A 23,138-nucleotide genomic window follows, 5' to 3' on the forward strand; every position below is an offset into this window, starting at 1 on the left:
CCGATGGCCATCACGCTTCGCCAGTCCGACGCCGATTTCGAGCAGCGCTTTGCCGCGTTCCTGCTGACCAAGCGGGAAGTCTCGGCCGACGTCGACGCCGTGGTGCGCGAGATCATCGCCAAGGTGCGCGCCGACGGCGACGCGGCGCTCGTCGCCTACACGCAGAAATTCGGCGGCGGCGACCTGACAAGGCTCGGCATTGCGGTGTCCAAGGATGACATTGCCAAGGCTTACGATGCAGCCGATCCGCAGACGGTCGAGGCGCTGAAATTCGCCCGCGAGCGCATCCGCTCCCATCACCAGCGGCAGCTGCCTAAAGACGATCGCTATACCGACGCCGCCGGCGTCGAGCTCGGCTCGCGCTGGACGGCGATCGAGGCCGTCGGGCTCTATGTGCCGGGCGGCACGGCGAGCTATCCGAGCTCGGTGCTGATGAACGCCCTGCCGGCCAAGGTCGCCGGCGTCGAGCGCATTGCCATGGTGGTGCCAGCCTCCGGCGGCGACGTGCCGCCGCTGGTGCTGGTCGCGGCCGACCTTGCCGGCGTTTCCGAAATCTACCGCGTCGGCGGCGCCCAGGCGATCGCAGCCCTTGCCTATGGCACCGAGACGATAAAGCCCGTCGCCAAGATCGTCGGCCCCGGCAATGCCTATGTCGCGGCGGCCAAACGCCAGGTGTTCGGCACGGTCGGCATCGACATGATCGCCGGGCCTTCGGAAGTGCTGGTCGTCGCCGACGGCAGCAACGACCCCGACTGGATCGCAGCCGACCTGCTGGCCCAGGCCGAGCACGACGTGTCGTCGCAATCGATCCTGATCACCAACGACCCTGCCTTCGGCGACGCGGTCGAACAGGCGGTTGAACGCCAATTGCAGAACCTGCCGCGCGCCGCGACGGCGGCGGCGAGTTGGCGCGATTTCGGCGCCATAGTCCTGGTGCCGACGATCGAGGCAGCACTGCCGCTGGTCGACCGCATCGCGGCCGAACATGTCGAGCTTGCCATCGACGACCCAGAGCCTTTCCTGGCGCGGATGCGCAATGCCGGTGCGGTGTTTCTCGGCCGGCATACGCCGGAGGCCATCGGCGACTATGTCGCCGGCTCCAACCACGTGCTGCCGACGGCGCGCTCGGCGCGCTTTTCGTCCGGGCTTTCGGTGCTCGATTTCGTCAAGCGTACCTCGATCCTGAAGCTCGGGCCGGAACAGTTGCGGGCGCTGGCGCCGGCGGCGATCACGCTGGCCAAGGCGGAAGGACTCGATGCGCATGGACGCTCCGTCGCCATCCGGCTGAACATGTAGAAATGTCCGACTACGACGAAACCCGCGCCAGGCTGATCGATGTCGAGCTCGACGAGACGATCGGCCGATCGACGCCCGATGTCGAGCATGAGCGGGCGGTGGCGATCTTCGACCTGATCGAGGAGAACCGTTTCCAGCCGGTCAATGACGACGGTGCCGGGCCATACCGACTGAAACTGTCGCTGGCCGAATCCCGGCTGGTGTTCGCGGTGGCGCGCGAGGACGGCGCGGCCGTGGTCACCCATATCCTGTCGCTGACGCCGCTTAGGCGCATCGTCAAGGATTACTACATGATCTGTGAAAGCTATTACGACGCCATCCGCACCGCGACGCCCAGCCATATCGAGGCGATCGACATGGGCCGGCGCGGCCTGCACAATGAAGGCTCGCAGACGCTGATGGACCGGCTTGCCGGCAAGATCGACATCGATTTCGACACGGCGCGCCGGCTGTTCACGCTGGTTTGCGTGCTGCACTGGCGAGGTTAAACTGGCCGCCCCGCTGCCCCGCTCGATCCTGCCCCGCTCGATCCTGTTTGTTTGCGGCATGAACGCCGTGCGCTCGCCGATGGCCGAATTGCTGGCGCGCAAGGTGCTCCCGCCTACCACTTTCGTCGCCTCGGCCGGGGTGCGCGGCGGCGAACGCGATCCGTTCGTCGATGCCGTGCTGGCCGAAGAGGGGCTGTCGCTCGGCGAACGGCACCCGAGAACGATGGACGACCTCGAAGACGATTATTTCGATCTGATCGTGACGCTGGCGCCGGAAGCCCACCACACCGCGCTCGAACTCACCCGCTCGCTGGCCGTCGAAGTCGAATATTGGCCGATGCCCGACCCGACCGGCGTCAGCGGCACGCGCGAACAGATCATGGCTGCCTATCGCGACGTGCGCGAGCGGCTGAAGGCGCGGATCGGCCGCCGTTTTCTCGGCAACGAGGCTGAAAACGCCGCGGATTAAGCGTGTTCACAAGCGGACGTTTATCATATAGGTTCCGCGCAACTTTCCGGCCGGGGCGCTGGAAGTACCCATCCAAGCAAAGGTATCGAATGCCGAAGGAAGAAGTCCTCGAGTTTCCGGGTGTCGTGACGGAATTGCTGCCCAACGCGATGTTCAGGGTCAAGCTCGAAAACGAACATGAAATCATCGCCCATACGGCCGGCCGCATGCGCAAGAATCGCATCCGCGTTTTGACCGGCGACAAGGTCCTGGTCGAGATGACGCCCTACGACCTGACCAAGGGCCGCATCACCTACCGCTTCAAGTAAGTTCAAGGACCCGGCCGGGATCGCGATGGGCATTTTGCAGAAGCTCGTGCTTGCCTCGGGTTCGCCGCGCCGGATCGAGCTGTTGCAGCAGGCCGGCATCGAGCCGGATCGCGTGCTGCCGGCCGATGTCGACGAGACGCCGCTGCGCGCGGAGCATCCGCGGTCGCTGGCCAAGCGGCTAGCGACGCAGAAGGCCGAGAAGGCGCTGGTCTCGCTGAAAACCGAGACGGACTACCTGCCGAGCTTCGTGCTGGCCGCCGACACGGTGGTTGCCGTCGGGCGGCGCATCCTGCCCAAGGCCGAGACGCTCGACGATGCCGCCAACTGCCTCGGGCTGCTGTCCGGCCGTTCGCACCGGGTCTATTCCGGCATCTGCCTGATCACGCCGGGCGGCAAGCAGCGCTTGCGGCTGGTCGAGACCAGGGTGCGCTTCAAGCGGCTGCCGCGCGAGGAGATCGACGCCTATATCGCGTCGGGAGAATGGCGCGGCAAGGCCGGCGGCTATGCCGTCCAGGGGCTTGCCGGCGCCTTCGTCGTCAAGCTCGTCGGCTCCTACACCAACGTCGTCGGCCTGCCGCTCTACGAGACGGTGGCGCTGCTGAGCGGCGAAGGCTTCAAGGTACACGTCAACTGGCTGGCGGGTGCGCGGATATGAGCCCGGACGACAAGGTCACGCCGCTGCGACCCAAGCGGCCCTGCCCCGAATGCGGCAAGCCATCGGCGCGCGAAACCTACCCGTTCTGCTCGAAGCGCTGCAAGGACATCGACCTCAACCGCTGGCTGAAGGGCGTCTACGTCATCCCGGGCCGCGACGACGAGGACGACGACGACCACCAGAAATAGCGCCGTCCGCCTGCAGTTTTCCACAAGCTCGGGACGGTTTCGCGGCCGCGATTGTGACCGATGATCGGCCTTGCCGACTGCCTGTCGCTTCCCGCCTGAACTCAATGTCCAGAAGCTGTTCCATCCGGGTAGAGTCGGATGGAACAGGTTCTGGCGTTTTGCCTGAGCATGATCTTTTCCGAAAACCGGATTCCACTTTTCGGGATCATGCTTTTTGTTTGAGCATGATCTTTTCCGAAAACCGGATTCCACTTTTCGGGATCATGCTCTAAGCGCTGGACAGGCCGGATTCCCGTGCTATAACCCACGCGCTTTCAAGGGGTGCCGACGGCGCTTTCATGAACCCGGTGTGCAGATTGCCGCCCGCCGGAGCAGGCCCAGATAGCTCAGTTGGTAGAGCAGCGGACTGAAAATCCGCGTGTCGGTGGTTCGAATCCGCCTCTGGGCACCACTACTTCCTCATATAAAGTCAATGGCTTGCGGTGTCGCCAGCTTGGCGACTTACGGCATTTCATGTCGCGCCGTGTTGCGAACTGTTACCGTTGAGTTTCAAGGGTTTCCTGCGACTGTCGGCAACTCCACGCGACATGAACTTCAACAAAGACCAGCCTCATGGCAAATGCTCGGTTTCAAATTTCATGTGCCCGCCGGCTTTACCGCTTTCTGGCAACCACCAGGAAATTCTGCGCAAGCTCCGCCGGAATCCTGGCACTTGCGCAGGTCCTTTCAAACGGCACCATCAATATTTCGCACAGTCTTGGCAGCAATTTCCCGGGTCGCGGCAAAAAACCGTACCCAACTATCCGCTCGACAATAAAGCCATTTGCAATGAGCGTCTGCTCGTATCCTTTAATGCTCAAAGTGTGGCGGACTGTCCCTCCTGCATAACGGTTCAGAATGCGGCAGACCAGCCCTATTGGGGAGGTCGCATTCATGTGGATATTCGAGATTAGCAATCCACCTTCGTTCAAATGCGCGCTGATGGCCGACAGTGCATCCTTCCTGAGCTCATCTTCAGCATTGAGGAAGAATCTGAATGCCGTGACCACGTCGAACCTTTCGGCAAGCGGAGAGAACGTAAGATCAGCGCGGACCAATTTCACGTTCTTCGGAACCCGTGCGCTAGCCAGCATAGATTGGGAGATGTCAACGCCGACGACTTCACCAAAAAATGGAGCTGCGATATTTGCTATGCGGCCTGTGCCGCATGCGAAGTCCAGGCATTTCCGGTTCGGCCCGCCGACAGGCAGGAGAATACGTTCGACCAAAGGCTTTTCGATACCCGACCACAGAGCTGCATAGTAGCCGGACCGGTACGTGTCGGAGTAATGGGCACCGTACCCAGCCGTCTGGTGGCTTGCTCGGTAATCCCGACGAGCGGGTGCACGGTTCTCATGGACGCTCCCGAACGGTCGCCGCTGCGCCCGCAGAAATCTGCGAATGCCAACGAACGATCTCACCGTGAGCACCATGCAACTCGCGCCTCTAGTCTGGCCCGACGCATGCCGTCGCGGGCAATCCGTGCCCCACGATGCGCGCGACGACCTGTTCGAAATTGCGTGGGTCGAGGCCGTCGACACGCATCAGCGGCCATTTGTCTTGCAGGCATTGCCCGATCTCCCTCGCGATATCCGCTTGCTTCAGGCCCCTGACCACTCCGACTTCGAGAAGGCGCTCGAGGTACGGCTGCCGCGCATACCGCTCAATGAGGCGGTGGCGCAGCGTTTCCCCGGGCGCGTCGACTTGAATGAGGAGATCCGGTCGCGGCAGGAACGTCAGGCAATTACGAACCATGTCGATACTTTGATTTCGTCCCAACAGGACGAGCGCGCACAACGCCTGAACAATGCCCTCTTCGAAAATGAAGTACCCTTCTGAGGCCTGCGCCGTATTCCAGGCTTCGAAAAGCAAAACGACGTCGATCTTCAGACGCAACGCCCATATTCGACTTTTTGGAGGGATCGATGCCAAAAGCCGCGCAGCGGCCCCCTCGCTCGGCGGGGTCGAGAACAAGACCGGACTCGCGGTGGCGAGCTTGTGCACCAGACGCTGGATGCCATGGCGTGTCTCCGGGCCTTCATCCTCGACCGAATCGACTTCGCTACCGACAGACACAAAATCAATCCGGCGATAGCCATTGACTGTCTTCACACGGATGTCGTGTTTCGCCAGCTCACGGCAAAGGGCGCGGAGAAGGGTCGTCTTGCCTGCGCCAGGCGGACCGAACAACTCGATAATCATATAGGCATCTCCCGAACAGGAAGCAGAAAGATCGGATGAAGCGAGCTCGCCCGCTCCGGCGGTGTGGCGAGCGTAAACACTCTGGCATCCGCCTGGCCGGTTTGACCCCGCTCGCTGGCATCCTGCTGACGCCGCAAAAAGCTTTGGAGGAGATGCGATGCGGTGGAAGACTGCCTTTCCATGGCGTGCAGTCCCGCCTGTTGAGCCGCCACAGCGTTGCCGGTTGACTTGAGAACTTGCAATTGCTTCTCGATCGCCTGCGCTTGCGGCTGGTTGACACGCCTGTCGCTGTCGAACTGGCTCGTCGCCCGTGCCATCTCCTGATCGATCGAGCGCCCAACGGTTGCCCGTTGGTCGACGTCGGTCGTCGTGGCTTCCAGGCGTGCGAGCCTCGACGACGCCGACCCCGCCGCCTGCGCCAACACCTCCGTCGTCGCGCCGCTTGCGCCCATAGGGAACATGGACCTCAGAAAGTCTCTAAATTGCCTGGGGATCAGTGCTTACTATGAGTGCCGAACCATACCATCATCCATCTGAATGACTGCCGGCACCACGGCACGCGCGTTTGGGCGCTGAACAGGGCAACGAGTTCAGGCCGAGCGGGCGGTTTTGGCTTGACGCGACACAAACGCGACATTCGGCCTAAAATCTGAACAATATCAATCACCGACAGCGGACTGAAAATCCGCGTGTCGGTGGTTCGAATCCGCCTCTGGGCACTATTTTTTCCCTGTACATATAGGTAACAGTTTATACCTAAGACATGGGTGACAATCTCGCGCCGAGCGGATTGTCGATGGCGTGCAAGAATTATCTGGACCATGGCGCCAGAGGCTCCTGCTCGCCGGCCAAATGGCGATGAAGAACGCCTTCAGCATCTTGGATTCCGCTCTGGCCACAACCGCCCTACAGACCGAGGGCGCAGCCGTCCTTGCGCGGTTCAGAACCGCCCAGCAGGGTCCCGTTTGCCCAATCGATGCGAATAGCCTGCGCACCGCCGATCGGGTCCGTGGCAGGAATGATTTCGAAACCGCGCCGGCTAAGTTCAGCTACGGTTTCGCGAGCGAGCCCGTGTTCGGCCTGGACCTTCATCGTGCCGCTGACGGGGGCGACCCGCGGCAGATCGATCGCCTCCTGCAGGTCCATCCCGAAGTCGAGCACCTTCGTCAGCAGGTGCGCGTGGCCCATTGCCTGGTAGTAGCCACCCATAACGCCGAAAGGCATCTCTGCCCGGTCGCCTCTCGCAAGCATCCCGGGTATGATGGTATGCAGAGGCCGCTTGTTCGGCGCCACTGCATTGGGGTGCCTGGGGTCAAGGGAAAAGCTTTGCCCGCGATTGTGCAAGACGACACCGGAGCGTGGCGAGACCAGGCCCGAGCCAAAGCTGTCGAAGACCGAGTTGATGAAACTGACCGCATTGCGATCCTTGTCGACAACGGAAATATAGACCGTGTCGCTGTGCAGCGGCATATCGAACGCCGGCAGGTCCGCGCGGGCGCGCTTTAGGTCAATCATGCCGGCCAGACGATCGGCCCAAGCATTCGACAACATGTCGGCCACCGGGACCTCGGACGCATCAGGATCGGCGACGAGCAGGTCACGCGCGGCGTAAGCGAGGCGTGTCGCTTCGATTTCCAGGTGAAGCCGGTCCGCGGATTGCGGGTCGCCGTTGGCTTCGAAGCGCGAGAGGATGTTTAGAATCAGCAACGCGATCACACCCTGGCCATTCGGCGGACATTCGAACACATCGCAGCCTCGAAACGCCGTGCTGATCGGGGTCACGTACTCGCCTGTTGCCGAGGCGAAATCTTCGAGTGTGTGCAATCCGCCGAGCCCACGAAGATAGGCGACCATGTCTTCGGCCACAGGGCCAGCGTAGAAAGCCTCTCGTCCTTTTCTTGCGATCAGCCGCAGCGTTGCAGCCAACTCAGGCTGGCGATGCACTTGGCCAACGCTTGGCGCGCGACCGTTTGGCAGGAAAATCCGTTTCGCAGTAACATCGGAGGCCAGAAGTTCTTCCTCCAACGCCCAGTCACGATGGACCCGCGGTGAAATGGCGTAGCCTTCCTCGGCGAAGCGTATAGCAGGGGCCAGAATTTGATCGAAGGGCATGTGCCCGTGATCAGCGTGCAATCTGGTCCAGGCATCGATCGCTCCCGGGATGGTGACGGAGCCAGGAGAATTGCGAGCTACCTCCGCCATGCCACGTTCGAGGAACCAGTCAATTGTGAAGGCGGCGGGTGTCCTGCCCGATCCGTTGTAGGCGATGACCTCGCCGGATCCGTTTCGCGACAGAAGAGCGAAGCAATCGCCTCCAATGCCTGTCGAGGCTGGTTCGACGACACATTGCACCGCGCAGGCTGCGATGGCGGCATCCATGGCGTTGCCGCCGGTCGCCATGATCTCCACCGCCGTCAGGGTCGCCGACGGATGAGAGGTGGCGGCCATGGCCTCGCGTGAAACGACGACCGAGCGCGTTGGTTTCTCAAAATTTCGCATGCTATGCCCTTCTGATCGTGCTCAAGAGGCGGCGTCCCTCGTCGAGGGGCGGTGCCGCAGATGCCGCGACATCCAGTATTCGAGTGCCGCCAAGGCACGGATGATCGCGAAATTCAAAGTGAGATAAATGGCGCCCGCGCAGATGAAGACTTCAAAGGCGCGGTAAGTCTGGGAGATCAATCCCTGGGCAATTCCAGTCACCTCCATCAAGGTCACGATGGAGGCCAGAGACGTGCCCTTGATCATCAGGATGATTTCGTTGCCGTAACTCGGCAGAGCCTGGCGAAAGGCCAGCGGCAGGATAACATGCCGATAGGTCAGACAGGTGGACAGGCCGACAGACCGGGCCGCCTCGACAAGGCCGCGCGGCACCGATTGAATCGCGCCGCGGAGGATTTCACTGCCATAGGCGGTGGTGTTGAGTGTCAGCGCGATGATTGCGCACCAGTAGGGTTCGCGGAAAACGGCCCATAATCCAATTGCCGACAGTTGGTGCCGGAACTGACCAAGGCCATAATATGTCAGAAAAATCTGCACCAGCAGGGGCGTGCCCCTGAACACGGCAACGAAGCCACGGATCGGCAAAACGACGAAGGGCGATTCCGATTGCTGGGCAAGCGCCAATGTGACGGCAAGGACGAAGCCGGCAACAATGGAAGTCAGGGCCAATTCTATCGTAAGCGGCAGGCCGGCGAGGAGCTTCGGCAGGATTTCGAGGAAAAAACTGAAATCTATCATGCCGACCGGACGCGCCACGGCGCCTTTCGTTCCAGACGGTAAAAGGCATGGCCCGTGACGGAAGCGATAGCCAGATAGAGCAAGGCTGCAGCAATGTAGAAGATGAATGGTTCACGGGTCGAACCTGCAGCGATCTGTGCCTGGCGCATCAGTTCAACGAGGCCGATTACCGATATCAGCGACGAGTCCTTCAGAACCAACTGCCACACGTTGCCGAGACCTGGCAGCGCGTAGCTCAGGAGCTGGGGAAAAATAACCTGTCGCAGCCGCTGCAGCCGGTTGAGACCAAGCGCGCAAGCGGCATCGTGCTGTCCTTGATCGATGGCGAGGTAAGCCCCTCGATAGACCTCGGCTTGATAGGCGCCCGAGATGATTGCGATGGCCAAGGTTCCAGTGGCAAAGGCCGGAACGCCGACGAATCCGGACCCGCCCAGGCTATGACCAAGCGAGGTCAGGGCGACACTTCCTCCATAGTAAAGCAGATAAATGGTCAGAAGGTCGGGCACGCCTCGGAAAACCGTGCAATAGCCAAGGGCCAAGAACCTCAATACCTTGGAGTTGCTGAGACGGCCGGCCGCTGCCAGCCCACCGAATACAGCGCCAAGCGCAAAGCCCAGCACAGACAGAAGCACTGTAACCGAGGCCGCCATGAGAAGAGCAGCCCCCCAACCTCCGTGCTGGAAACCAAGTAGCCGGAATGCGTCAACCATCGATACCCCCGGCAGGGCGAACGGCTCAGCTCCGGAACGGGTCAGGAATGGCCGTTCGCCGACAAGCGCCTACTTGACTGGAGTGACGTCGCTCTTGACCCATTTAAGCGACAGGGTTTTGATCGTGCCATCGGCGATCGCGGCGTCGATGGCCCCGTTGAGCATATCTTTCAGCTTGATGTCCTCTTTGCGGATACCGGCACCGGAGCCAAGACCGAAGAGCCCCCCGACAAATCCCGGCCCGGCAAGCGTATAGTCGCTGAACTCCGGTTTGCCCAGCGTGGCGGCCAGCGCTGTCTGCTGTGCGAAGAGCGCGTCGATGCGACCCGCGGCAAGATCGAGATCGTGTTGCTCGGTGGTCTTGTATTCGCGAATCTCAGCGACGTCCGAGAAGTATTTTTTCACAAATTCCAGGTTCGCCGTTGCGGCCTGAACTCCAATGATCTTTCCCTTCAGCAATGGCTTGAGCTTGTCGATTGCCGCCTGCGCAGAGGCTTCATTCTCCAGCTTGAACCGCTCGTTGGAAATGCCGACCTTGCCCAGTTCGCTATCCTTTGCGACCGCGAAACCTGAGGGATCCACCGCATATGGCTGGGTAAAGTCAATGATCTTCAGACGTTTTTCAGTGATGAACATGCTCGCCATGATCACGTCGAACTTGCCGACGGTCAGCGCGGGGATCATGCCGTCCCAGTCCTGTGCGACGATCTTGCACTCGATCTTCATTCGCCCGCACAAATCATTGGCGAGATCGACTTCGAAGCCGTCCAGTTTGCCGTCGGCTGTTGTGAAATTCCAGGGCGCGTAGGCTCCTTCGGTGGCAATGGTAATTGCCTTTGGTGTTTCTTGTGCGACGGCGGCCTGGACCAGGCCGAACAGGACCGACGCAATGGCTGCGATGCGGCTAATTTTCATGTCATTCTCCTCTTTTTTGCCGGTATGGCAGTTCCCTTTCGTCGTGCCGGATTATCTTCCGGCTTCAACGAGTTAGATGGCGTTTTCTAGCGGCGGCCGGGACTTGCGAAGTTGGCCAGAAGGGGCGCTGTCTCGACGATATGATCCCGCATGACGATCTCTGCCTTGCCGGCATCACCTGACCGCAACACCTCAATCAGGATCTCGTGCTCGGCGCGCGCGCTGGCGGGCTTGTCGACATAGTCGAACCAGATGCGCAGGTAGGGTTCGATCACGACGTGCAGGCTGGCAATCTGCCGGACCAGCTTGGGTCGGTTGCTCAGTTGGCAAATCTGCAAATGGAAGGCCTGATGGCGCACGACCCAGTCGCTGCTGCCGGTCTGGCTGGCGCGCTCCATGCGGTCGAGCTGGCGTTCCAGTTCTTCAAGCACTTCGACATCGATGTGCGGCATGGCAAGCCTCACCGCCAACCCTTCGAGCACCGAGCGCATTTCAAAGGTTTCGTAAATCTCATCGAGGGTAAGCCCGGCGACGATGCAGCCACGGTTCGGGCGAATGACCACAAGACCTTCCGCGGCCAGCTGGCGGAACGCTTCGCGAACCGGCATGCGGCTCATGCCGATTTCCGTCGCGATCTCTTCCGGGATAAGCCGGTCCCCGGCGCGGTAGCGCCCCATCCTCAAGGCACGCTGAATGTGGCGATAAGCCTCCTCCTCGGCGGTCGTGATGCCCAGCGGCTCGATTGCGTCTGCTGCCATGTCCTTGGTCCAATCAGAGCGTATCTGTGTATCCACTTATCCAGTTGTCGCGACCTGTGTCAAGCACCGAAGCTTGTGCGCGTTAGAATTTCTATTGTGAGAATAAACACTTGGGGGGAAAATGGGGCAAGCACACCGTGATGAGCTAAGCCGCTGATCGGCCGCTTTCAACGTCCGGCAAAAAGGCCCGCCGCTCCATTTGCGAAGCGGCGAGGCCCCATATTCGGGGACGATCGCCGGAGTGTTCCCCGGCATTGCTTACAGCGCAATTCAGGTGCCAGAATTATTGACCCAAAACGGGTCACCGCATCGGAGGCGAGAAGGCGGACCTTCCGCGATCACGCTACTGCCGCGCTTTGCCATTGCTGCTACATTACTTTGCGGCGGACCTGATTTTTCCGCCTGGCCGGCGTCCGTCAGGCAACTTACCCCAACGCGCCCCCCCAAGTGACGCCGGCCATTTTCCCCATATTGCAGCACGGGCGCGCCGATTCCGTTACGCGCTTTCGAGCTATGGCAATCCGCCGGCGAGCCGCTTTGTCCAGCCTGCAATTGTCAGCCCGAAGGCCATTCCGGCGCAGTCGGCCACCCAGTCGAATAGATCCGGGTGGCGCCCTATCAGCTGCACGGCCTGAAGGCCCTCGATCGCCGCGCCCGTGAGCACGAGGAGGACGATCAGCTTCGCCTTGTGTTCCGGCCAGCCGAGACTTCCGAGAGCCGCCAGCACGACGAAGGCGGCGGCGTGATTGAGCTTGTCGTGACCAAACGTGAAAGCCAGGCCAAGACCCTGCAGGAGTTGCTCCGGCAAAAGGGCGAACAGCAGAACGCCGGCAAACGCGGCGGGAAAAGCAATCCTTGCCACGATCTGATAAGAATCCAGGCGCAACAAGGGTGAAATGGCCTTTCGTCCGAAATCGGCAGGGAACACCGCTGGCCGCTGAATCGAGAGCGAGCGCGGCGTCCAATTTCCGCCGTCCGGGCGTCCGGTGCATCGTCAGAATGAATGAATGCTTCGGGTCAGCCGCTGCACAGGCCGGGCTCGTGCGAGTGGTCTGCAATGGTGTGGCTTCCGCGATCACGCAATTACCCGCCGCGCCAACGCAGCTACTATCTGGCTGCGGCGGACCTGATTTCCGCTTGGCCGGCGCTGCATCAGGCACCTTACCCCACGCCTCACGAAGCAGCGCCGGCCATCTCTCCCAGCTAAAGCGCGTCGCGTTCGACCGGCCTCATGCGACGCGCTTAAGGTTCTTGTCTTGATGCATGTCGTTATCGCAAAACCGCTTCACACTTTTGCGCGACATGCATTGGATCTCCACCGGTTGCGCGATGACCCGGCCCGCATCAAAAAGCCCGCCGCCCTGTCGGACGACGGGCTCCGTTGCCTGGGCGCCAGGGCGCCGCGGTAGCGACTTCTGCTGCTTATGCTCCCGCAGGTTTCCAATATGCTGCCGCCGCATGGCGTTGCGCATCGGCTAAACAAACGAAGCCCGCGCCTCTGGCGGAGGGCGCGGGCCGACCGGGTTGCACCCCGATCTGCAGCAGAAACCCGGGAGGTTCCCGCTGCTTAAGATAACAATTAGAGACTTCTAATGTTCCCTTGGGGAAGATGCCGGCTGCTCCAGAATCTCATGGTCGGCACGACAACGATCGGGCCGTCAACTCATGCGCATGTTGATCTGGAAAATCCGTTCGTCGAAATGCCGCGTTTCGACGGCAAAGGTCAAAGCCACTTCAAGCACCAGACCGTCATGGTCGTTCCGGACCTTGACTGTGATCCTACGGTGAGGAAGGCCATCCCTGGCCATCTCGCCCAATGTGCGAAGGGCTTCTTTCCTGACCAGCGGGAAATCGTCACATAATCGTCGGAATAGACGATTCCGTCTTCATCGGAATCGAAGAAATAAAGGGGCATTGGCTTGGCCGAAGCAGCGGCATCCGGGCACGTTGTCGATAGCTGACCGGAATTCTCGGCAGATCGTGATCAGTGCCTTTCCAACCGCCGGCTCCGCCGCCGTCTCACTTGCGCTCGCGCAATGCTTTCACCGCTTGCGAGAGGATCATCCGGTCGCCACCGGTCCTTTTGATCAGCTTGCTCACCTGGCTGGGCGAGACACCATTTTCCCGCGCGAAATATTCGACTTCATAATACTCATCCGCCGACACGCGGTTGCGGTCGCTGAAGTCTCGCTTGCTCTTGTCATCGGCCATTTCTCTTCTCCTCGTCTCTTCTCCTCGCCTCAGGGTCAACTTTGGTCAGAAGCACGCTGCAATTGAGGGTTCGCCCGCCACAAAAGTGACGCGCGAACCCTATCGGCGCAGGAAGGGACAGGGCTGCGCAGATGCCGGGTTCGATCGGAATGGAAACAGCCAAGATCGGTGCGAGCAACCGTCGACATTTTCCAAAGAATCCTCCCGGAACGTGCAGCCAGCAACGAGTTTGAGCGGCGGCGGTTCCGGGCTTCGCGACAAACCTACCCTTTGCCCGCGAGGATCAGACTTAGGTCCTGCGGCAACACGTCGATTGGTCCCCGCCGGGTGGGACCGAAGCCCCGTCGACGGAACGTTTTCAGCTGGCTTCCGTTCGAATGAGCCTTGGCGCGAAGAGCGGACCGAGTTCGCAAAGGAGACGACCATGAGAATGCATCTTTCCACCGCGGCGGCGGGACTTTTGCTGCTGGCAGGCGTCGGCGCCGCTGCGGCGCAAGACGTTGTCATCGAACCGCAGCAGGAAACCGTCATCAGGGAGTATGTGAAAAAGCAGCCGCTGGCCTCGGTGAAAATCCCTGGGGTGGAGCTCAACATCGGCTCGACGCTCCCCGACACCGTCGAGCTTCATGAGGTCCCGAACGTCAAATATCGTTATGTCGTCATTGACAACCGCACCGTTGTCGTCGACCCAGGCACGCGCAAGGTCATCAAGGTCATCGAGTGACGTGAAAACTCGGGCAGCCGTCGCCCGTCGCTCAGAAATGAGCGGCGGGTGACGTTTGCGTCAGGCGGTTCCTCGGCGCTCAGCTGGGACCCGCCTTACCGTCGAGGGCCGGGGGGCCTCACAGGCAGTTTCAATGCGAACAATCAGCAGACTTTTCGATTCCCATGACCAGGCGGCGCGTGCCGTCGAAACGCTTCAGGCAGCAGGAATTGCTCGCCAGAAGATCAGCGTCATCGGACCCTACGATGATGAAATCGGCGCCGTCTTGCGCGATCCAGGTACGGGTGCCGTCCTTGGTGCGGCAGCCGGTTTGTTGGCCGGCCTCGGCGCCTTTGATATGCCCGGCATCGATCCCCTCGGCGCGGGATGGCTGGCATCGGCCCTCGTCGGTGCAGTCTTGGGCGGCGTTGCCGGCAGACTTTTCGCGACATTGTCCCGTATCGGCAAGCAGCCGGGCCAGCCGGATGCCGCACAAGGTGTGATCCTGGTGCTGGCGCATGTCGATGAAAGACAGGCCGACACCGCACAGGCGGTGCTTGGAGCTTCCGTTCAGGCGACGCAGTCTTTGGCCAGGGCGGCTTGAAGATCAAGCTCGGGCAAAGCACTTTGATCAGACCGAGCAGCAGGGCGATCAAAGCACGCACCCAAAAATCTCTGGCAAGCCGCCGCCAGAAAGTGTTGAACACCGTGCCGATCACATTCGGCGAGCGGTTGCGCTCGGCGAGGCTTGATGATTTGCTGTCGGTTTGCGGAGAACGAATGATGCATGAGCCTGTCGGTCAAGACGAATATGGGTCGACCAGCCCGTTCGATCCGGACGATCTGTCGAGGTTGAACGCGATCGGCCCGAGCGCCGGCAGCAACGATTTCGAAAAATACGCGGTAGCCGTGATCATCGTATTCGGCGCCCTGATCATCGGCGGCCTGATGGCCGCCGGCTTGAGCTTCGGGCGCCGCAGCACCTTCTTTTTCGCGCTTGGCGGCGCCACCGCGGCATGGATATCCGGCAACGCGCTCCTGCTCGATCGGCCGCGCATCTACGCCCTGTTCGTCGGCGTCGCGGCGTTGATGCTGATTGCGTCGACCATCGCGCTGGTCACCTGAAGCAAGGCGAATCTTCCTATTGACCGTGACCTTATCCGAAAACCGGTTCCGCCTTTTGAGACCATGGTCTAATACCCGATAGCCTCACCGGATGCGGCGCGGCTGTCGATGGCGCCGTTGTAGCGGGCGCCGCCGCCCTTCTCGATTTCCGCCAGGCTCTTGCCGCCGACCAGGATGCCGGCCGCCTGGCCCCAATTCGCCTCGGCGAGATCGAGATGGTAGCCCATGCCGGTAAGCAGCTTTTCGGTATCCGGCGACAGGCCGAAGGGTTCGATATAGACCGTGTCGGGTAACCATTGGTGGTGGGTGCGCGGCGCGTCGATCGCTTCCTGGATGTTCATGCCGTGATCGATGACGTTGACGATCGCCTCCAGCGTGATGGTGATGATGCGTGAACCGCCAGGGCTGCCGATGACCATGAACGGCTTGCCGTCTTTGGCGAGGATGGTCGGGCTCATCGACGACAGCGGCGTCTTTTTCGGCGCGATCGCATTCGCCTCGCCCTGGACGAGGCCGTAGAGATTGGGCACGCCGGGTTTCTGGGTGAAGTCGTCCATCTCGTTGTTGAGCAGGATGCCCGTGCCGTCGGCGACGACGCCGGCGCCGAAAGAGCCGTTCAGCGTGTAGGTTACCGCGACGGCGTTGCCGTCATTGTCGATGATCGAATAATGCGTCGTCTCGTTGCTCTCGCCAAAGCCCTTCGGCATCAATTCCTGCGACACGCCGGCCCGGAACGGATCGATCTTTTCGCGGATTTCCCTGGCGTAATTCTTGTCGAGCAGTTTTGCGACCGGATTGTCGACGAAGCCGGGATCGCCGAGCGCCGAATTCCGGTCGACATAGGCGTGGCGCATCGCCTCGACCATGACGTGAACCGTCTCGGCCGAACCAGAGCCGAGATAGGAGAGCGGATAGAACTCAAGCACGTTGAGGATCTCGCAGATGATGACGCCGCCGGAGCTCGGCGGCGGCGAGGACGTGATCTCGTAGCCGCGATAATTGCAGGTCGCCGGCTTGAGCTCGCGCACCGCGTAGTTTTCGAAATCCGCCTTGGCCAGAATGCCGCCCTTCTCGCCGCTCGCCTTGACGATGGCGTCGGCGATCGCGCCTTTGTAGAAGGCATCCGCACCGCGTTCGGAAATGGCGGCAAGCGAAGCCGCGAGATCGGGCTGAACGAGGCGCTCGCCGACGGTGTAAGGCTTGCCGTCCGGCTTGAGGAAAACGGCCGCCGCCGCCGGGTCCCTCGCCAACCGCTCCGCGCCGCCCTGGAGCGAGGCCGCATCGCCCTGCTCCAGTACGAAGCCTTCCCTGGCAAAGCGGATGGCCGGCGCCAGCAAGTCCTGCCGCGTCAGCGTGCCGTATTTCTCCCGCGCCATCTCGAAGCCGGCGACCGAACCCGGCACGCCGACGGCCAGATAGCCGTCGAGACTGGCGCCCTTTACCGGCTTGCCGTCCTTGTCGAGATACATGGTTTTGGTTGCGGCGAGCGGCGCGCGCTCGCGGAAATCGAGGAAGGTCGAGCGGCCGTCCTTGAAGCGGATGGTCATGAAGCCGCCACCGCCGATATTGCCGGCGGTCGGATAGACCACGGCCAGCGCATAGCCGACGGCGACCGCGGCATCGACGGCATTGCCGCCCTTCTTCAGCACCTCGACGCCGACTTCAGACGCAAGATGCTGGGCGGTCACCACCATGCCGTGCTCGCCCTTCGCCGGCTGCGGCGAAGCGGCGAAGGCGAGGAACGGCACGAAGGTCAGGGTGAGGGAAAGGCTGACGGCGATTAGGGTTCGGCGGTGCATGGCCGTTCTCCGTGGCTTGAGGTGAGCCTAGGAAACGCGCTTGGAGCGGTTGAGTCTACTGACAATAATGGGATCGGCGAGGCTTGCACCTTCTATCAACACCTGAGGTTCCTCGCCGCGAAGCGGCCGGAGAGGGGGCCTTCGTAGAGCGCGGCTCCCCCTCTCCGTCTCGGCTTCGCCGAGCCACCTCTCCCCCACTTTCGTGGGGGCGAGGAATCCAAGCTGAAATGAAGGCGCGATTCAACGCTGGCGAGCAACTTTGTTCTTGCTTTGTGCCGGCAGCTATGCTACTAATCTGGGTGTGGTGCTAATTGGCTCCAACGACCCCCCTCTGGCGGGTTTTTCATTTTCACCCCGACATCAAACAATCCCGCCGCCGACGCTCGCCACCGCCGGCCGTTCGGCTGCGACCTTCGCCCGGTAGCCGGCGGCGCGGTAGGCTGCGACCGGATCGATGGCGCCGCCGGTCTTTAGTCGTGCCATGGCGAGGATCGGCTCGACATCGGTGCGATAGGCTATCTTCAGCGTCTGCGTTGCCATCAGCGCATCATTGGCGTCCTGGAAGCCTTCGAGCGCCTTGCGATCGACCAGCAGCGCCTGGGCATAGGCGCGCTGCACTTCAACCGCCGACAGCATCAGGCTTTCGATCGGATCGGTGACGTTGTGGCTCTGGTCGAGCATGTGGGCCGGATCGAACCCTTCGGCACCGGAAAGCTCGGCATCGACCAGGTCGTTGAAGACCAGGAACAGCCGGTAGGGATCGATCGAGCCGGCGTCGAGGTCGTCGTCGCCATATTTCGAATCGTTGAAATGGAAGCCGCCGAGCTTCTTGAACTGGATCAGCCGCGACACGATCATCTCGATGTTGACGTTGGGGGCGTGATGGCCGAGGTCGACCAGGCAGAACGCCTTGTCGCCAAGCTCTTTGGCGATGATGTAGTTGGTGCCCCAATCCTGCACGACGGTCGAATAAAAGGCCGGCTCGTACATCTTGTGCTCGGTGAACAGCTTCCAGTCGTCCGGCAGTCCGGCATAAATCTCCTTCATCGCGTCGAGATAACGCTCGAACGCCTTGGCGAAATTAACCTGGCCGGGAAAATTCGAGCCGTCGCCGATCCACACCGTCAGCGCTTTCGAGCCCAGCGTCCTGCCGATCTCGATGCATTCGAGATTATGCTCGACCGCCTGCCGGCGTGTTGCGGCATCGGCATGCGACAACGAGCCGAACTTATACGAAAGTTTTTGGTCCCTGGCGTCGGAGAAGGTATTGGAGTTGATGGCGTCGAAGCCGAGGCCGAAGCGGGATGCCGCCTGCTTCAGCCGGTTCGGATCGGCCTTGTCCCACGGAATATGCAGCGAGACGGTCGGCGTCGCCTGCGTCAGCTGGCGGATGACGGCGCAGTCCTCGATCTTGTCGAAAATGTCGCGCGGCTCGCCAGCGCCGGGAAAGCGGGCAAAGCGGGTGCCGCCGGTGCCGACGCCCCAGGACGGGATGGCGACGGCGAATTTCTCGACCTTGTCGCGGATGGCATCGATGGCGATGCCGCGGCGGTCGAGGCGCTCGCCGAGGGACTCGTAGTCGCGCTTGAGGTCGGCATTGCGCGCGGCATTGTGCCTGTCGACGAGGTCGGCGGAGATGATGGTTTCGGACATGGTGGTTTCCTCCCAATTTGCGTTGGTCGCGCTGCCCCTCACCCTTACCCCCTCTCCCCGTAAAGAACGGGGAGATCACCGGCGTTGGAGCGCTTCCCTTCTTGGCGTCACTATTACGGGGAGAAGGTGCCGGCAGGCGGATGAGGGGCAGCGCAATCCTCAAAGACGGTCGCTTATCGCGTAAAACTCTGCGCGTTGCCGGCGTCGACATTGATGATGTTGCCGGTCGATTTTGCCGACATGTCGGAGGCGAAGAAATAGATCGCTTCGGCGATGTCTTCGGGGAACACCGACCGCTTCAGCATCGAGCGCGAGCGGTAATGCTCTTCGAGATCGTCGGTCGACATCTTGTAAGCGGCGGCGCGCTGTTCCTTCCATTCGCCGGTCCAGATCTTCGAGCCGCGCAGCACGGCGTCGGGATTGACGACATTGACCCGGATCTGCGCTTCCGCGCCCTCCAGTGCCAGGCAGCGCGCCAGATGGATCTCGGCGGCCTTGGCCGTGCAATAGGCGGCGGCATTGGGCGATGCGGCAAGGCCGTTCTTGGAGGCGACGAAGACGACGTTGCCGCCGATCTTTTGCGTCCGAAACAGCCGGAACGCCTCCCGCGAAACCAGGAAATATCCCGTCGACAAGATGTCCATGTTCTTGTTCCACAGCGCCAGCGTGGTGTCCTCGATCGGCGCCGAGGAGGCCAGGCCAGCGTTGGACACCAGGATGTCGATGCCGCCGAACTCGACCGCTGTCTCGGCAAAGCCGGAGATCACCTGATCCTCGGACGTGACGTTGATGACGACGGGCCGCACGAAATCCTTGCCGTAGGCCTTGGCAAGCTCGTCATTGGCGCTGGCAAGGGCTGCCTCGTCGATATCGGCCAGCACGACGCAGGCGCCTTCGCGCAGCAGCCGGTTGGCGGTGGCGCGGCCAATGCCGCCGGCGCCGCCGGTGACCAGCGCGATTTGGCCGGCAAGAGCTTTCGGTTTCGGCAGGCGCTGCAGCTTTGCCTGTTCGAGCAGCCAGTATTCGATATCGAAGGCTTCCTGGTCGGGCAGCCCGACATAGGTCGACACCGTCGAGGCGCCGCGCATGACGTTGATGGCGTTGACGTAGAATTCGCCCGATATACGCGCCGTCGCCTTGTCGCCGGCGAAGGTGAACATGCCGACACCGGGCATCAGATAGACCACGGCGTTCGGATCGCGCACCGGTGGCGAATCCGCGTGCTTGCAGCGGTTATAATAGGCCTGATAGCCGACGCGATACTCCGCCACATCGTCGACAAGACGGGCAATGACGGCATCGACATCGGGATTCCTGGGATCGAACTCGATGACCAGCGGCCGGATCTTGGTGCGCAGGAAGTGGTCCGGGCAGGATGTGCCGAGTGCCGCCAACGGCCGCAAATCCCTGGAATTGACGAATTCGAGCACCGCAGGAGAATCGTCGAAATGGCCGAGCTTATGGCTTTTCTCCGAGATCAGGCCGCGGATCCTCGGCATCAGTTTTGCAGCCACAGCGCGACGCGCCGGTGCATCGAGCGATTTGACGATTTCGCCGCCGAAGATCGGCTTGCCCTGGCTCTTGCGCTCGAACCAGTCGATCGCCTGGTTGATCACCGAAATCGTCGTCTCGTAGCATTCCTTCGGCGTGTCGCCCCAGTTGAACAGGCCATGGCTTGCCAGCACGACACCCTTGGCCTCGGGGTTCTCGAGGCAGAATTTCTCCAGCCACAGGCCGAGTTCGAAGCCCGGGCGCTTCCATGGCAGCCAGCCGATCGTGTCGCCGAATATCTCCTTGGTCAGCGCCTGCGAATCCTTGGCGGCGGCAATAGCGATGATGGCGTCGGGGTGCATGTGGTCGACATAAGGCTTCGGCACGAAGGCATGCAGCGGTGTGTCGATCGAGGCCGCGCGCGGGTTGAGGTTGAAAGTGCAGTGGGGCAAATAGCCGACCATCTCGTCTTCATGTTCGAGGCCACGATAGAGACCTTTCAGCGCGCGCAATTTGTCCATGTAGAGCGTGGCGAAGCCGTCGAGTTTGATCGAGGCGCTGTCGCCGCCCGAGCCCTTGACCCACAGCACTTCCACGCTCTGCCCAGTGAGCGGATCGTTTTGCCAGATCTTGGAGGAGGTGTTGCCGCCGCCATAATTGGTGACGCGCTTGTCGGAGCCAAGAACATTCGAGCGATAGACCAGACGTTCGGGCTCGCTCATCGCTTGCGCTTTTGCGTCATCCCAAAGATTGGCGAGGCGCGTGCCGGAGCGCTTGTCGAGCATAGGTAATCCTCCCTTTGGGACACGCAAACGGCGCGGGTCCCTTTTGTGCGAATTTCTACGCAAGCGGCTGTCTTGTCAATCACAAACGATCAATATCAATCATATTGCACTGCACAATGAAATTATCTGATCGGAAATGATTGACACTGCGCGCTTTGGGTGCCTAGATGCTCAAGCAGGGAGGAACCATGCACGAGAAAGAGCGCCACAGGATCATTCTGTCCGCCGTCCAGGAAAAGCCTGTGGTGACGGTGCAGGAGATGGTCGACCTGACGGAGTCGTCGGAGGCGACGATCCGGCGCGACATCGCGGCATTGCATGTGCAAAAGCGGCTGCGCCGAGTGCGCGGCGGCGCCGAGGCGCTCTCGCCTCCGCAGTTCATCGGCCTTGCCGGCCGGCCGTTTTCCGTCAACGAGACGATCAACGCTTCGCAGAAGCGGGCGATCGCACGAGAGGCCGTGGAACTCTGCAAGGACGGCGAGCCGATCATCATCAATGGCGGCACCACCACGTTCCAGATGGTGCATTTCCTGAGCGGCCGCCGCATGCCGATCTTCACCAATTCCTTTCCGATCGCCGAGCACCTGCTCAGGCATTCCAAGAACACGGTGATGCTGTCGGGCGGCACCATCTACCGCGAGCAGAACATCATCCTGTCGCCCTTCGACAATGACGTGACGCGCAATTTCTACGCGCGCCGCATGTTCATGGGCGCGCAGGGACTGGGGCCGCTGGGTCTTATGGAAGGCGACCCGCTGCTGATCCAGGCCGAGCAGAAGCTTATCGACCAGGCGGACGAATTGGTGGTGCTGGTCGACTCCTCGAAATTTCGCAAGCGCTCGAGCCTGATCCTGTGCGGCCTGTCGCGCATCGCCACGGTGATCACCGACGACGGCATCGAGGATCGCGAAGCCAAGATGCTGGAGACCGCCGGCGTGACGCTGATCGTCGCCCGCACAACGGCAAGCAATAAGGAAGAATCTTCGCTGCAGGCCTGAGAAAACTCACGCCCGCAGCGGCGATGGAATGCAACGCTCAAGGGAGGATATTCGATGAGCTTTCTGAAGAAACTGATGGTTACGGCGGCGTTTTCCGCCGCCATGTTCGTGAATGCCGCCTATGCCGAAAACGTCAAGATCGCGCTGGTGGTGAAGTCGCTCGGCAACGGCTTCTTCGACGCCGCCAACAAGGGCGCCGAAGAGGCGGCCAAGGAACTCGGCGACGTCGAGATCATCTACACCGGCCCGACCAAGGCGACCGCCGAAGCGCAGATCGAAGTGGTCAATTCGCTGATCGCCCAGAAGGTCAACGCCATCGCCATTTCGGCCAATGACGCCGACGCGCTGGTTCCGGCGCTGAAGAAGGCGATGGAACGCGGCATCACCGTCATCTCGTGGGATTCAGGCGTCGCGCCGGAAGGCCGCCAGCTTCACCTCAACCCTTCCGACACCAACCTGATCGGCGAGACCATCATCAAGCTTGCCGCCGACTACCTGCCGGAAGGCGGCGATGTCGCCATCCTGTCGGCTTCGTCCACCGCGACCAACCAGAACGCCTGGATCGACGCGGCCAAGAAGGTGCTGCCGGAGAAGTTCCCCAAGATCAAGCTCGTCGCCACCGTCTATGGCGACGACGACTCGGCCAAGAGCACGGACGAGGCCAAGGGCTTGCTGAAGTCCTACCCGAACCTCAAGGCGATCATCGCACCGACCACGGTCGGCGTCGTTGCCGCCGCGCAGGTGGTGACCGATGAAGGCCTGATCGGCAAGGTCAACGTCACCGGCCTGGCGCTGCCATCGGAGTTCAAGAAGTTCATCGACAATGGCGCCAGCCAAGCGGTTGCGCTGTGGAACCCGATCGACCTCGGCTATTCGGCCGTCTACCTCGCCCACGACCTGGCGGTGAAGAAGGAAGAGGCGAAGCCCGGTGCTACGCTGTCGATCGGCCGCGTCGGCAAGGTCACGCTCGACGACACCAACTCGGCTGCGATGGCTCCGCCCTTCCAGTTCGACAAGTCGAACATCGAAAAGTTCTCCAAGATCTATTGATCCTGGAGCCTTCGAACTGGTGCGGCGGGACCTTGGCCCCGCCGCGGCCTCAACCGGA

General features: G+C 61.4%; 25 protein-coding genes and 2 tRNA genes. 13 read left to right on the forward strand and 14 right to left on the reverse strand.

Annotated features, from left to right (window positions below; translation table 11 throughout):
* Positions 1–3: 3 nt before the first annotated feature.
* From hisD to NKI01_RS07655, 7 genes are all read left to right on the forward strand, one after another.
* Positions 4–1,296 carry a histidinol dehydrogenase gene (hisD, locus tag NKI01_RS07625; RefSeq protein WP_352962563.1) on the forward strand — a complete coding sequence of 431 codons (1,293 nt, stop codon included), beginning with the start codon at positions 4–6 and terminating at the stop codon, positions 1,294–1,296.
* Positions 1,297–1,298: 2 nt separating this feature from the next.
* Positions 1,299–1,784, forward strand: coding sequence for a UPF0262 family protein (locus NKI01_RS07630; RefSeq protein WP_023719444.1), 486 nt, complete (start codon positions 1,299–1,301; stop codon positions 1,782–1,784).
* Between the two features lie 58 nt (positions 1,785–1,842).
* Positions 1,843–2,253 (forward strand): arsenate-mycothiol transferase ArsC, encoded by a 411-nt coding sequence (locus NKI01_RS07635; RefSeq protein ID WP_023719445.1) that lies wholly within the window; start codon positions 1,843–1,845, stop codon positions 2,251–2,253.
* 89 nt (positions 2,254–2,342) lie between these two features.
* Positions 2,343–2,561 carry a translation initiation factor IF-1 gene (gene infA, locus NKI01_RS07640; protein WP_006200926.1) on the forward strand — a complete coding sequence of 73 codons (219 nt, stop codon included), beginning with the start codon at positions 2,343–2,345 and terminating at the stop codon, positions 2,559–2,561.
* A 25-nt stretch (positions 2,562–2,586) separates the two neighbouring features.
* Entirely contained in the window at positions 2,587–3,216 is a 630-nt protein-coding gene (locus tag NKI01_RS07645) for a Maf-like protein (RefSeq protein WP_023719446.1), read from the forward strand.
* Entirely contained in the window at positions 3,213–3,404 is a 192-nt protein-coding gene (yacG, locus tag NKI01_RS07650; RefSeq protein ID WP_023719447.1) for a DNA gyrase inhibitor YacG, read from the forward strand. The genes NKI01_RS07645 and yacG overlap by 4 nt, the downstream gene beginning before the upstream one ends.
* Positions 3,405–3,779: 375 nt before the next feature.
* Positions 3,780–3,855, forward strand: a tRNA-Phe gene (locus NKI01_RS07655).
* 202 nt (positions 3,856–4,057) lie between these two features.
* Here NKI01_RS07655 and NKI01_RS07660 read toward each other — a convergent pair.
* The 3 genes from NKI01_RS07660 to NKI01_RS07670 all read right to left on the reverse strand — a co-directional run bounded on the left by NKI01_RS07660 (position 4,058) and on the right by NKI01_RS07670 (position 6,097).
* The gene (locus NKI01_RS07660; RefSeq protein ID WP_245278607.1) at positions 4,058–4,672 is read right to left on the reverse strand and encodes a class I SAM-dependent DNA methyltransferase; all 615 of its coding nucleotides are present in this window, start codon (positions 4,670–4,672) and stop codon (positions 4,058–4,060) included.
* 217 nt (positions 4,673–4,889) lie between these two features.
* Positions 4,890–5,645 carry an AAA family ATPase gene (locus NKI01_RS07665; RefSeq protein ID WP_352716933.1) on the reverse strand — a complete coding sequence of 252 codons (756 nt, stop codon included), beginning with the start codon at positions 5,643–5,645 and terminating at the stop codon, positions 4,890–4,892.
* The gene (locus NKI01_RS07670; RefSeq protein WP_352962566.1) at positions 5,642–6,097 is read right to left on the reverse strand and encodes a hypothetical protein; all 456 of its coding nucleotides are present in this window, start codon (positions 6,095–6,097) and stop codon (positions 5,642–5,644) included. Before NKI01_RS07670 ends, NKI01_RS07665 begins: the two co-directional genes overlap by 4 nt.
* 188 nt (positions 6,098–6,285) lie before the next feature.
* Between NKI01_RS07670 and NKI01_RS07675 the strand changes: the two genes are divergently transcribed.
* A tRNA-Ser gene (locus tag NKI01_RS07675) sits at positions 6,286–6,364 on the forward strand.
* A 187-nt stretch (positions 6,365–6,551) separates the two neighbouring features.
* Here the strand turns inward: NKI01_RS07675 and ggt (NKI01_RS07680) are convergent.
* From ggt (NKI01_RS07680) to NKI01_RS07715, 8 genes are all read right to left on the reverse strand, one after another.
* On the reverse strand, positions 6,552–8,144 hold the full coding sequence (gene ggt, locus NKI01_RS07680) for a gamma-glutamyltransferase (RefSeq protein WP_352860770.1): 1,593 nt from the start codon (positions 8,142–8,144) through the stop codon (positions 6,552–6,554).
* 21 nt (positions 8,145–8,165) lie between these two features.
* Entirely contained in the window at positions 8,166–8,882 is a 717-nt protein-coding gene (locus tag NKI01_RS07685) for an ABC transporter permease (RefSeq protein WP_023719452.1), read from the reverse strand.
* Entirely contained in the window at positions 8,879–9,592 is a 714-nt protein-coding gene (locus tag NKI01_RS07690) for an ABC transporter permease (RefSeq protein WP_352962570.1), read from the reverse strand. The genes NKI01_RS07685 and NKI01_RS07690 overlap by 4 nt, the downstream gene beginning before the upstream one ends.
* A 69-nt stretch (positions 9,593–9,661) precedes the next feature.
* Positions 9,662–10,507 (reverse strand): transporter substrate-binding domain-containing protein, encoded by an 846-nt coding sequence (locus tag NKI01_RS07695; RefSeq protein ID WP_352547885.1) that lies wholly within the window; start codon positions 10,505–10,507, stop codon positions 9,662–9,664.
* 86 nt (positions 10,508–10,593) lie between these two features.
* A complete protein-coding gene (locus tag NKI01_RS07700; protein WP_023719455.1) occupies positions 10,594–11,265 on the reverse strand; it encodes a GntR family transcriptional regulator in 672 nt (223 codons plus the stop codon).
* Between the two features lie 511 nt (positions 11,266–11,776).
* Entirely contained in the window at positions 11,777–12,193 is a 417-nt protein-coding gene (locus NKI01_RS07705) for a VanZ family protein (protein WP_352885291.1), read from the reverse strand.
* A 730-nt stretch (positions 12,194–12,923) separates the two neighbouring features.
* Positions 12,924–13,073, reverse strand: a complete 150-nt coding sequence (locus NKI01_RS30850) for a hypothetical protein (RefSeq protein WP_502899031.1) — start codon at positions 13,071–13,073, stop codon at positions 12,924–12,926.
* A 211-nt stretch (positions 13,074–13,284) separates the two neighbouring features.
* Positions 13,285–13,476, reverse strand: coding sequence for a DUF3606 domain-containing protein (locus NKI01_RS07715; RefSeq protein ID WP_023719459.1), 192 nt, complete (start codon positions 13,474–13,476; stop codon positions 13,285–13,287).
* Positions 13,477–13,900: 424 nt separating this feature from the next.
* Between NKI01_RS07715 and NKI01_RS07720 the strand changes: the two genes are divergently transcribed.
* The 3 genes from NKI01_RS07720 to NKI01_RS07730 all read left to right on the forward strand — a co-directional run bounded on the left by NKI01_RS07720 (position 13,901) and on the right by NKI01_RS07730 (position 15,304).
* Positions 13,901–14,200, forward strand: a complete 300-nt coding sequence (locus NKI01_RS07720) for a DUF1236 domain-containing protein (RefSeq protein WP_023719460.1) — start codon at positions 13,901–13,903, stop codon at positions 14,198–14,200.
* Positions 14,201–14,333: 133 nt separating this feature from the next.
* Positions 14,334–14,783, forward strand: coding sequence for a hypothetical protein (locus tag NKI01_RS07725; RefSeq protein ID WP_352848045.1), 450 nt, complete (start codon positions 14,334–14,336; stop codon positions 14,781–14,783).
* 176 nt (positions 14,784–14,959) lie between these two features.
* Positions 14,960–15,304, forward strand: coding sequence for a hypothetical protein (locus NKI01_RS07730; RefSeq protein ID WP_198030499.1), 345 nt, complete (start codon positions 14,960–14,962; stop codon positions 15,302–15,304).
* Positions 15,305–15,372: 68 nt separating this feature from the next.
* Here NKI01_RS07730 and ggt (NKI01_RS07735) read toward each other — a convergent pair whose 3' ends face one another.
* The 3 genes from ggt (NKI01_RS07735) to NKI01_RS07745 form a co-directional block, all read right to left on the reverse strand.
* A complete protein-coding gene (gene ggt, locus NKI01_RS07735) occupies positions 15,373–17,103 on the reverse strand; it encodes a gamma-glutamyltransferase (RefSeq protein WP_352817576.1) in 1,731 nt (576 codons plus the stop codon).
* 360 nt (positions 17,104–17,463) lie between these two features.
* On the reverse strand, positions 17,464–18,756 hold the full coding sequence (rhaI, locus tag NKI01_RS07740) for an L-rhamnose catabolism isomerase (RefSeq protein WP_352962575.1): 1,293 nt from the start codon (positions 18,754–18,756) through the stop codon (positions 17,464–17,466).
* Between the two features lie 173 nt (positions 18,757–18,929).
* Positions 18,930–21,032, reverse strand: coding sequence for a bifunctional rhamnulose-1-phosphate aldolase/short-chain dehydrogenase (locus tag NKI01_RS07745; protein WP_352962579.1), 2,103 nt, complete (start codon positions 21,030–21,032; stop codon positions 18,930–18,932).
* A gap of 188 nt (positions 21,033–21,220) precedes the next feature.
* Here NKI01_RS07745 and NKI01_RS07750 point away from each other — a divergent pair, with 188 nt between their 5' ends.
* Both NKI01_RS07750 and rhaS read left to right on the forward strand, forming a co-directional pair.
* Positions 21,221–22,030, forward strand: coding sequence for a DeoR/GlpR family DNA-binding transcription regulator (locus tag NKI01_RS07750; protein WP_352493797.1), 810 nt, complete (start codon positions 21,221–21,223; stop codon positions 22,028–22,030).
* A 54-nt stretch (positions 22,031–22,084) separates the two neighbouring features.
* Positions 22,085–23,080 (forward strand): rhamnose ABC transporter substrate-binding protein, encoded by a 996-nt coding sequence (gene rhaS, locus NKI01_RS07755; RefSeq protein WP_023719466.1) that lies wholly within the window; start codon positions 22,085–22,087, stop codon positions 23,078–23,080.
* The last annotated feature ends 58 nt before the right edge of the window (positions 23,081–23,138 follow it).

Source organism: Mesorhizobium sp. M0815 (genome assembly GCF_040319995.1).
Classification (GTDB): Bacteria; Pseudomonadota; Alphaproteobacteria; order Rhizobiales; family Rhizobiaceae; genus Mesorhizobium.

What these genes read in the sequence shown, in the direction of transcription:
- infA (WP_006200926.1), top strand. Translation starts at nt 2,343, where the DNA reads ATGCCGAAGGAAGAAGTCCTCGAGTTTCCGGGTGTCGTGACGGAATTG.
- NKI01_RS07750 (WP_352493797.1), top strand. Translation starts at nt 21,221, where the DNA reads ATGCACGAGAAAGAGCGCCACAGGATCATTCTGTCCGCCGTCCAGGAA.
- rhaS (WP_023719466.1), top strand. Translation starts at nt 22,085, where the DNA reads ATGAGCTTTCTGAAGAAACTGATGGTTACGGCGGCGTTTTCCGCCGCC.
- NKI01_RS07720 (WP_023719460.1), top strand. Translation starts at nt 13,901, where the DNA reads ATGAGAATGCATCTTTCCACCGCGGCGGCGGGACTTTTGCTGCTGGCA.
- rhaI (WP_352962575.1), bottom strand. Translation starts at nt 18,756, where the DNA reads ATGTCCGAAACCATCATCTCCGCCGACCTCGTCGACAGGCACAATGCC.
- NKI01_RS07725 (WP_352848045.1), top strand. Translation starts at nt 14,334, where the DNA reads ATGCGAACAATCAGCAGACTTTTCGATTCCCATGACCAGGCGGCGCGT.
- ggt (WP_352817576.1), bottom strand. Translation starts at nt 17,103, where the DNA reads ATGCACCGCCGAACCCTAATCGCCGTCAGCCTTTCCCTCACCCTGACC.
- NKI01_RS07695 (WP_352547885.1), bottom strand. Translation starts at nt 10,507, where the DNA reads ATGAAAATTAGCCGCATCGCAGCCATTGCGTCGGTCCTGTTCGGCCTG.
- NKI01_RS07635 (WP_023719445.1), top strand. Translation starts at nt 1,843, where the DNA reads ATGAACGCCGTGCGCTCGCCGATGGCCGAATTGCTGGCGCGCAAGGTG.
- yacG (WP_023719447.1), top strand. Translation starts at nt 3,213, where the DNA reads ATGAGCCCGGACGACAAGGTCACGCCGCTGCGACCCAAGCGGCCCTGC.
- hisD (WP_352962563.1), top strand. Translation starts at nt 4, where the DNA reads ATGGCCATCACGCTTCGCCAGTCCGACGCCGATTTCGAGCAGCGCTTT.
- NKI01_RS07685 (WP_023719452.1), bottom strand. Translation starts at nt 8,882, where the DNA reads ATGATAGATTTCAGTTTTTTCCTCGAAATCCTGCCGAAGCTCCTCGCC.
- NKI01_RS07715 (WP_023719459.1), bottom strand. Translation starts at nt 13,476, where the DNA reads ATGGCCGATGACAAGAGCAAGCGAGACTTCAGCGACCGCAACCGCGTG.
- NKI01_RS07700 (WP_023719455.1), bottom strand. Translation starts at nt 11,265, where the DNA reads ATGGCAGCAGACGCAATCGAGCCGCTGGGCATCACGACCGCCGAGGAG.
- NKI01_RS07645 (WP_023719446.1), top strand. Translation starts at nt 2,587, where the DNA reads ATGGGCATTTTGCAGAAGCTCGTGCTTGCCTCGGGTTCGCCGCGCCGG.
- NKI01_RS07730 (WP_198030499.1), top strand. Translation starts at nt 14,960, where the DNA reads ATGATGCATGAGCCTGTCGGTCAAGACGAATATGGGTCGACCAGCCCG.
- ggt (WP_352860770.1), bottom strand. Translation starts at nt 8,144, where the DNA reads ATGCGAAATTTTGAGAAACCAACGCGCTCGGTCGTCGTTTCACGCGAG.
- NKI01_RS07690 (WP_352962570.1), bottom strand. Translation starts at nt 9,592, where the DNA reads ATGGTTGACGCATTCCGGCTACTTGGTTTCCAGCACGGAGGTTGGGGG.
- NKI01_RS07745 (WP_352962579.1), bottom strand. Translation starts at nt 21,032, where the DNA reads ATGCTCGACAAGCGCTCCGGCACGCGCCTCGCCAATCTTTGGGATGAC.
- NKI01_RS07665 (WP_352716933.1), bottom strand. Translation starts at nt 5,645, where the DNA reads ATGATTATCGAGTTGTTCGGTCCGCCTGGCGCAGGCAAGACGACCCTT.
- NKI01_RS07630 (WP_023719444.1), top strand. Translation starts at nt 1,299, where the DNA reads ATGTCCGACTACGACGAAACCCGCGCCAGGCTGATCGATGTCGAGCTC.
- NKI01_RS07670 (WP_352962566.1), bottom strand. Translation starts at nt 6,097, where the DNA reads ATGGGCGCAAGCGGCGCGACGACGGAGGTGTTGGCGCAGGCGGCGGGG.
- NKI01_RS30850 (WP_502899031.1), bottom strand. Translation starts at nt 13,073, where the DNA reads ATGGCCAGGGATGGCCTTCCTCACCGTAGGATCACAGTCAAGGTCCGG.